This window comes from Mycolicibacterium novocastrense, assembly GCF_001499835.1.
GTDB lineage: Bacteria > Actinomycetota > Actinomycetes > Mycobacteriales > Mycobacteriaceae > Mycobacterium > Mycobacterium novocastrense.
In genome coordinates this window covers 396318-404378 of record NZ_LQIH01000012.1, presented here as the reverse complement: position 1 = coordinate 404378, position 8061 = coordinate 396318, and the positions used below count along the sequence as shown (strand labels likewise).

Annotated in this window: 9 protein-coding genes; 4 read left to right on the top strand and 5 right to left on the bottom strand. The window is 67.5% G+C overall.

Features of this window, described 5'->3' with window-relative positions; translation table 11 throughout:
- Positions 1-264, bottom strand: a 264-nt coding sequence (locus tag AU072_RS28785; RefSeq protein WP_217266044.1) for a hypothetical protein, incomplete at its 3' end; no start/stop codon positions are given.
- On the opposite strand from AU072_RS28785, the gene AU072_RS27595 reads away from it, so the two are divergent.
- Positions 218-661 (top strand): cupin domain-containing protein, encoded by a 444-nt coding sequence (locus AU072_RS27595; RefSeq protein ID WP_064416715.1) that lies wholly within the window; start codon positions 218-220, stop codon positions 659-661. The two genes, AU072_RS28785 and AU072_RS27595, sit on opposite strands and share 47 nt — an antisense overlap.
- Here the strand turns inward: AU072_RS27595 and AU072_RS12170 are convergent.
- On the bottom strand, positions 600-2282 hold the full coding sequence (locus AU072_RS12170; protein WP_064413998.1) for an Hsp70 family protein: 1683 nt from the start codon (positions 2280-2282) through the stop codon (positions 600-602). The two genes, AU072_RS27595 and AU072_RS12170, sit on opposite strands and share 62 nt — an antisense overlap.
- Positions 2283-2392: 110 nt before the next feature.
- Between AU072_RS12170 and AU072_RS12165 the strand changes: the two genes are divergently transcribed.
- Positions 2393-3898, top strand: a complete 1506-nt coding sequence (locus AU072_RS12165) for an FAD-dependent oxidoreductase (protein WP_064413997.1) — start codon at positions 2393-2395, stop codon at positions 3896-3898.
- Here the strand turns inward: AU072_RS12165 and AU072_RS12160 are convergent.
- Positions 3882-4643, bottom strand: coding sequence for a DUF3159 domain-containing protein (locus AU072_RS12160; protein WP_110765884.1), 762 nt, complete (start codon positions 4641-4643; stop codon positions 3882-3884). The two genes, AU072_RS12165 and AU072_RS12160, sit on opposite strands and share 17 nt — an antisense overlap.
- 45 nt (positions 4644-4688) lie before the next feature.
- Between AU072_RS12160 and AU072_RS12155 the strand changes: the two genes are divergently transcribed.
- Positions 4689-5147 carry a nuclear transport factor 2 family protein gene (locus tag AU072_RS12155; RefSeq protein ID WP_064414059.1) on the top strand — a complete coding sequence of 153 codons (459 nt, stop codon included), beginning with the start codon at positions 4689-4691 and terminating at the stop codon, positions 5145-5147.
- A gap of 1 nt (position 5148) precedes the next feature.
- Here AU072_RS12155 and AU072_RS12150 read toward each other — a convergent pair whose 3' ends face one another.
- Positions 5149-5802, bottom strand: coding sequence for a L,D-transpeptidase family protein (locus tag AU072_RS12150; protein ID WP_064414058.1), 654 nt, complete (start codon positions 5800-5802; stop codon positions 5149-5151).
- A 108-nt stretch (positions 5803-5910) separates the two neighbouring features.
- Here AU072_RS12150 and AU072_RS12145 point away from each other — a divergent pair, with 108 nt between their 5' ends.
- Positions 5911-7404, top strand: a complete 1494-nt coding sequence (locus AU072_RS12145; RefSeq protein WP_064413996.1) for a bifunctional phosphatase PAP2/diacylglycerol kinase family protein — start codon at positions 5911-5913, stop codon at positions 7402-7404.
- Here AU072_RS12145 and AU072_RS12140 read toward each other — a convergent pair.
- The gene (locus tag AU072_RS12140) at positions 7358-8029 is read right to left on the bottom strand and encodes a phosphatase PAP2 family protein (protein ID WP_064413995.1); all 672 of its coding nucleotides are present in this window, start codon (positions 8027-8029) and stop codon (positions 7358-7360) included. The genes AU072_RS12145 and AU072_RS12140 overlap by 47 nt on opposite strands.
- Positions 8030-8061 lie beyond the last annotated feature (32 nt).

The following is an 8061-nucleotide window of genomic DNA, read 5'->3' as shown; positions in this document are numbered from 1 at the left end:
CACCACGACGCCGACCACCACGACAACGACGACGACAACCCCGCCCACGACGACCACCACCGCACCGACCACGACGACCGCTTCCGCCACGGCGACCACCACGCCGATGACGACCACATATCTGACCGTGCCGTTCGTGCCGGTGCCGATTCCGATCCAGGTGCCGCAGAACCCGTACCAGCCGGTGCCGTAGGCCGACAGCGGAGATAATGCGGCGATGAACCGGTTACATCCCGTCGCGGCGGCCCTGGCGATCACGGCCACGCTGACCGCACCGTCGGCGGCCGCCACACCCGCACAGGGCGACATCGAGCGCACCGACCTGGCGAAGGGTACGACGGATGCGCCCATCGCGATCGTCTCCGTGGGCCACCCGACCACCCTCTACGTGCAGAACCTGGTGCTCGCCCCGGAGTCGAGCAGCGGTTGGCACACTCACCCGGGTCCGGAGTACTCGGTGATCAACGGCGGCGAGGTGAGTCTGCAGACGGCGGGTGCCTGCCTACCTGCGGTCTTCGGGGCCGGCCAAGCGATCTTCGTCCCCGCCGGAGTCCCACACGTGGTGTCCAACAAGGGTTTTGAGCACGCGCAGGCAACAGTCACCTACACGTTGCCCGCCGACCGCGCGGTGCGGGACGACGCGCCGGCCGCCTGCCCGTAGGGCTAACGCCCGTACGTGTACTCCGGCTCATGGAACCGGTTGATGATCGGAATCCGCTCGATGATGCGGTCGCGTAGCCGCGGTTGCGGAGGCGGGACGTAAGCAGGTGCCGGCGGCGGCGCGTACACCGGTGCCGGTGGCGTGTACGCCGGGGCGTTGTCAGCGTCACGGTCTCGACCGGGGGCGGCGGCGCCTCGGGGGCGACCGGTTCGGGCGCCGGTGCCGACGACGGCGGAACCGGCGCGGTCTGCGGCGCCGGGGTCACACCGGTACTGCCGGTCGCGCTGGTCAGGGCGATCGCCACCCCGCCGACCGCGACCACCGCGATGGCCGCGGCCACGCCCATCACCAGCCCCGGTAGCCGCTGCCAGATCCGCGGTTCGTCGATCGGCCCGTCCGTGGGAGGCACGTACTGCGCGGGCGCCGGGCGCATCGGCCCGGAGTCATACGGGGTCTCATAGGGTCCCGAGCCGGTGTAGGGCACGGGGTCGTCCGCCGCGTCGTCCTGCGACCAGGCCAGCGCTCGAAAAGTCGACGACCCGGGGGACTCGGCCGCCGGCTGCGGCGCCGGCGCCAAACCCGTCGGGGCGTCCGCAGGAGTCACGGGCGCCAAGCCGGTCCGCGCCTCGGCGGCCGAGGTGTACGCACCGATCAACGCAGCACCCTTCGCGGCGTCGAGTCCCGGTTGCGGCGTGGCGAACACCGGCATGCCGGAGCGCTCGGCCAGCCGCCGTCGAATCAACGGCATGCCTGCGCCACCGCCGGCAACGACCAGGGCAGCGATGTCCTTCCAGTCAAATCTGTTGCGCTGCAACGTGTCATCGATCGCAACAAGGACACTGTCCAGCTTTGGCGCGACCAGAGCCTCGAGCTCGTCGCGTGTCACCCGGACCGCCAGGTGATGGTCCGGCAACTGCACGTCGACGTCGGTGGCTTCGTGCGTCGACAACTGTTCCTTGGCGTTGCGGCACTCGTCTCGCAGGCGGGACAGTGACCCCACGGCGGCCGTGCTCAAAGGGTCGTCGGCACCCGAGCCCGCGAGCCCGGCAAGGATGTGGCTCAGCAGGGCTTGGTCCACCAGGTCACCGGAGAACTCCGTGTGACGAGTCGTCTCGTCGATGGGCTCGAAGGCGTCACCTGCATCCGCCAACGTGATGCTGGTTGCGCCGCCGCCGAAATCGACCAACGTCACCACCCCCTGTGCCGGGAGGCCGAGGTCGCTCTGCAGTGCGGTCAGCGACGCCTTGGCATCCGAAACGAGTCGGGTGATCGTGGCGTCGGCGCCAAACAGGGGATGCCCGCGCAGTGCGCTGCGCAGCGTCCGCAGGGTGGCCGGCCCCCAGTGCGCGGGCACAGCGATTGAGACGTCGGAGGACGCCGGGCCGCTGCCTTCGACGAGATCTGCGAGCGCGGCGACCAACAGTCGGTCGGCCGAGTGCGACGATCCGTCGGCGGCGACCAGTGGTACGTCGTCACCCACCCGCTCGACGAAGCCGGACATCACGGTGCCGTCCGGCACGGTGAACACCGAACGACGGAGCACGGGCTGATCGGCTCGATTGTCGATGCGTACCGCGACCAAGTTCGTCGTCCCGATCGACAACCCCAATGGGTCGCTCATAACGGAGGACACGATAGTCCTCCGACCACCGGGAACCGGTCAGACACTCCGTGCGAACCCCGTTCGGGGGCCACGGTTTTGGGGTGCACCAAACGGGTACCTGCAATGCCATGACATCTCTGTGGCTAGCAAACCGCGTCGAGCGGCCGACACCGCCCGACCCGCTGGTCGAATCGGACCGGTCGGCCGACGTCGTCGTGGTCGGCGCCGGCATCACCGGCCTCATCACCGCGGTGCTCCTGGCGCGGGCCGGCAAGGACGTGTTGGTGCTCGAAGCCCAACGCGTCGGGGCGGGCGCCACCGGCAACACCACCGCCAAAATCAGCCTGTTGCAGAGCACCAAGCTCTCGAAGATCGTCTCCAAACACGGGCCCGGGACGGCCAGGCAGTACGTCGAGGGCAATCGCGAGGGCCTGGAGTGGTTGGTCCAGCACTGTGAGGCGCACGGGCTGTCGGTGCAACGCGAGGACGCCTACACCTACGCACAATCCGAGCAGGGTGTCCCCTCCGTGCGCCAGGAGCTACAGGCGTGCGAGGCCGCGGGATTGGACGTCGACTGGGTCGACGACGCCGATGTGCCCTTCCCGTTCCACGGTGCGGTCCGGCTGGCAGACCAGGCGCAGTTCGACCCGATGCCGTTGCTCGACAGCCTGGTCGTGGAGCTCGACGAACGGGGTGGACGGCTGGCGCAAGGCGTTCGGGTGCAGAAGGTTTCGAATGACGGCGACAGGCTGGCGTTGGGTGTCCGCACCACCGCGGGTGACGAATTCGACGTGCATGCCAAGCAATGTGTTCTCGCGACGGGCATCCCGATCCTGGACCGCGGCGGTTTCTTCGCCCGCCTCAAACCGCAGCGCTCCTACTGCATGGCCTACAAGGTGCCCGGCAACATCACCAGGGGTATGTACATCTCCGCCGACTCGCCCACCCGGTCGCTGCGTTATGCGCCGACACCGGACGGCGATCGGCTGATCGCCGGTGGCGCAGGACATCCCGTCGGCCACGAGAAGAGCCCGGCCTCGTCGGTGCAGGAACTCGACCAGTGGACGAAGCTGCACTTCCCCGGCGCGATGCAGACGCATTACTGGTCCGCGCAGGACTACTCGCCCATCGACGAACTGCCCTACGTCGGGCCGATCCTGCCCGGCAACGACAAGATCTTTGTGGCAACGGGTTTCGACAAGTGGCGCATGACCAACGGTACGGCTGCCGCGCTGGCGCTCTCGAGCCGCATCCTCGGGGGGCGGATGGACTGGGCCAAGGCCTTCGACAGCTGGAGCCCGCACGAGCTGTCGGGAATCCCGAAGGCGATGCAGACCAACGCGCAGGTGGCGCTCTATCTGACGCGCGGGTGGATCACGCCGGTCACCCGCATCCTCAATCGCACCCCCGAGGAGGGCGGTGTGGTCAGTGGCCCGCCATGGGATCTGGAGGCGCGAAGCGTGGTCGACGGCCGCGAATATCGCGTTTCACCGGTGTGCCCACACCTCGGCGGCATCGTCAATTGGAACGACGCCGACGAATCGTGGGAGTGCCCACTGCACGGCTCGCGGTTCGCACCCGACGGGACCTTGCTCGAGGGTCCCGCTACCCGCAATCTCACTGCGGCGCAGTAGTTATCGGCTTCTCCGGCAGAAAGCGCCGGACGGCGATCGACCCGACGATGCCGACCACGATCAGCGTGATCGCGACCGTGTCGGACGTGGAATCCGACACCCAGCCGACGATTCCGGTGACCGTGAGGAAGGGTGGAAGCCAGTCGATGGCACCCGACCACGAGTCCGACTCGCCCGTGGCGTAGTCGGGATAGAACTCGGTGAACGATGCGGCGAAGACGAGGGCGCCGATGGGGATGATCCACGCGGTCCAGAAGTTGTCGTTGTCGCGCAGGACGGCGTCGCCGATGCCCCCCGAGATGGCCGACACCACGAACGCGGCGGCCCATGCGCCGGTGATCGCGAAGTTGATGCGCCGGAACGGTGCGGTGTCCCAGAACTCACGAGGCGTCGTGTCCTTCGCGTACGCCATCGTGAACGGACGCCGCACGATCAGCGTGCCGACCGCGAACACGGCCAACACGATGTTGCTGAGCTCGCCGGACCACAGCTGCAGCCAATCGATCACCCGATCCGGCGCGAGGAGGCCGATCACGGCGAGGGCACCGAAGTAGGCGATGGTCAGTGCTTCAAGGGCGTGGACGGGAACACCGCGGCGGGTGCCGACCCAGAGTGTCAGCAGGGCGAGTCCCAGCGCCGCGGACGCGGCTTCCTCGAACCGGCCCGGACCTGCGACGACCGCCATGAGGATCCATGGCGCCAGCCCCGCAAACGGAGATTTGACATAGGCGTCGAGAAATTTCATGAGCGGACTGTACGCGCTGCGGAGATGTTGTGCTGCAATGTCGGCATGGGTGACATCGACGAGATCCAGCAAGTGAAGTTCCGCTACCTGCGCGCGCTCGACACCAAACACTGGGATGAGTTCGCCGACACCCTCACCGAGGACGTGGTGGGCAAGTACGGCGAATCGATCGGCGAGGAGCACCACTTCACCAACCGCGACGAGTTGGTCAAGTTCATGCGGAACTCGCTGGGCCCCGAGATCATCACCGAACACCGCGTCACCCATCCCGAGATCACCGTCGATGGTGACGAGGCGACCGGCACGTGGTACCTGCAGGACCGGGTGATCGCACCGGACTTCAACTTCATGCTGATCGGCGCGGGCTTCTATCACGACAGGTACCGGCGGACCAGCGAGGGATGGCGGATCAGCGAAACCGGTTACGACCGCACCTATGACGCGTCGATGTCACTCGAGGCGTTGAACTTCAAGGTGAAGCCCGGTCGGGCACTGAACATTTGAATCACTGAGCGATCGCGATCAACGCCCCCGGCCGAAGCCAACGCATGATCTCGACCAGCTTGCCGTCGTCGATCGCCACACATCCGGCCGTCGGCCCGCCGTCGGTGGCGTGCAGGAAGAACGCGCCGCCGTTGCCCGGCACCCGCGCCTTGTTGACCCCCATCACGACCGCGTGCACATACTGCGGGATCTGGAGATTCTCGGTGCCGCTGGCCGGGTCGGTGTCGAACGGGCACTGCGCCTTCTTACAGACCTGCATGGTGTTGTACGTCGGGCTCTTCATGTCGCCGTCCCACCAGTGATCCGGCCCGACCTGCACGTAGGGCAGACCTCCGCCGGGGTTGGGCGCCGTGCCGAAGGCGAAGTCGAGCGTGAAAACACCCATCGGGGTTTTCATTTCGCCGTCATGGCTCTGCGGAGTCATACCGTTGGCGCCGATCCAGGCCGGTATACCCGCCGCGACCGGTTGCCAGCCCGCCGCGGTCCGCTGGTAGACATCCATCTTGGCCTTCGAACCACCCACGCCGACAACGGAAATCACCTGAGTAGCCGAACCCACCGACCCTGCGAACCACGGAAGGGTCTGCGCCTGGCCGACGGGGGCGACCGCAAGGACCATCAAGCCCACACACAGCAGGGTCAGCAGTCGGCGCACCGACACATGCTAGGTCGCGGCGCGCTGTGATCCCCGTATGCCACGCGGCCCTGTGACTGATCTGCGATGACACGATTATTTTCCGACGCAGGTGGATACGTTGGGGAGATGGATGTTGCGCAGGTGGTCGGCCGGCCCGCAGGTCTACGGCGAATCACGCACGGTCTCGGCGCGCTCGACCGGGAGATCTTCGATGCGATCGCCGAGTCGCCGACCCCGCTGCTCGACACGGTGATGCCGCCGCTGACCCGCGCGGCCGACCATTCCAAACTGTGGTTCGCGATCGCCGCGGCCCTGGCCGCCACCGGTAACCCTCGCGCGCGGCGCGGCGCGGTCCGCGGGGTGCTCACGCTGGCGGCGACGAGCCTGATCACCAACCAGGGCGCCAAGCGCATCCGGCGACGGCCCCGTCCGCTGTTCGACGCCGTACCACTGGTGCGCCGTACGCGCCGTCGACCCACGTCCAACTCGCTGCCGTCCGGGCACTCCGCGAGCGCCGCAGCCTTCGCGGTGGCTGTCGGACTGGAGAGCGCTTCGCTCGGACTCCCCTTGGCGCTTCTGGCTGGCCTCGTCGGGTTGTCCCGCGTCGCCGTCGGCGCCCATTACCCCGGGGATGTGATCGCCGGATTCGGCCTGGGTGCCGCGGTCGCGGTGCTGGGCGGGCGGGTGGTGCCTCCAGTGGTGCCGACGAGGCTTCCGACCGCCGACCCGCTGCGGGTGGACACCCCGCCGCGGCCGGAGGGGGCCGGTGTGGTGCTGGTCGTCAATCCGGCGTCCGGCAGCGGGACCGGGGCAGACATTCTCGAAGAGGTCCGGGATGCGTTGCCGCGCGCTGTGATAGTCGAGCTTTCCGATGGCGATGACTTCGACGCGGCGTTACGCGCGGCGGCTCAGCGCGCTGAGGTTCTGGCGATCGGCGGCGGAGATGGAACGGTGTCGTGCGCGGCGGCCGCGGCCATCGAGGCGGGTGTGCCGCTGGCGGTGTTCCCGGGGGGTACCTTCAACCACTTCGCGAAGGACATCGGTTGCGACACGGTGGAAAAGACCGTCGACGCGATTCGGCGGGGCAGTGTCGCCTGCGTCGACATGGTGTGTCTGAACGAGAAGCAGATGGTGGTCAACACCGCGAGTATCGGGGCGTACCCGGCGTTCGTCCGCACACGAGAGAAGTACGAACGCAAGATCGGCAAGCCGCTGGCCGGTCTCTACGCGATGTATCACACGTTGCGGCACGAGGATCCGGTCCGCATCCGCTATGACAACAAGACGTTGCAGACGTTTCTGTTCTTCCTCGGCAATTCGGCTTATCTGCCTTCGGGATTCGCGCCGTCGCGGCGGGACCGGATGGACGACGGCCTGATGGATGTCCGGATCCTCGAGACCGGTCACCGGTTCAGCAAGCTGCGCATCCTGGTCGACGTCGCACTCGGCAGGCTCGAGCGCAGCCCGTTCTACCACGAGATGCGGGTACCCGAGTTCGAGTTCACCGCAGTCGACGGTCCGACGCTGTTGGCGCACGACGGTGAGATCGGAACCGAGTGCGAAAGGGCCAGCTTCAGCGTGCGATACCGGGCGCTTCCGGTGTTTCGTCCGCTTCCGTGACCCAAGACGACGGCCGCACGGTCAGCAGGCAGAGCACGAAATAGGCGTAGCCCAAAGCCCACCCGGCCATGACGTCGGTCGGATGGTGGACGTTGAGCACTACACGCCCGACGCCGATGAGGACGACGACGCCGATGCCCGCGACGATGAGCCACGCGCGGGCGGATGGACGCACGGCAGGTAGAGCGACTGTCAGCAGAGCGAGAACCGCGACGAGCACCCCGAGGGCATGGCCGGAGGGAAACGCTGTTCCCAGCGCGTCGACGAACGCGGTATCCGGGCGCGGACGGTCGGCGGCCCCCTTCGCGATCTCGGTGACGAGTCCGGCCAGTTCCACCGTCACGATCAGGAATATCGCGATGCGGATCCGGCGGCGCACGAACGCGACAATGATGAGGACAACGGTCACCACGCGGAACATGCCGGGCCCGAGAGCGGTGCAGAAGACATCCCATCCGAGCACCCACCCCGGATGGTCGACTCCCAGCGGGTAGAAGGCGTCGAGCGCCGCCGAATCGATGTCGACCAGCCATGCCCACTGCTGCGCGGAACCGATCCACAGCAGGGCATACACCGCGACCGCGGCCAGTGCCGATACCACCAGCCGAGGCGTGTGTGATGCCATCGTCCACCTCTACCACGTGGGTGCTGAGGCCG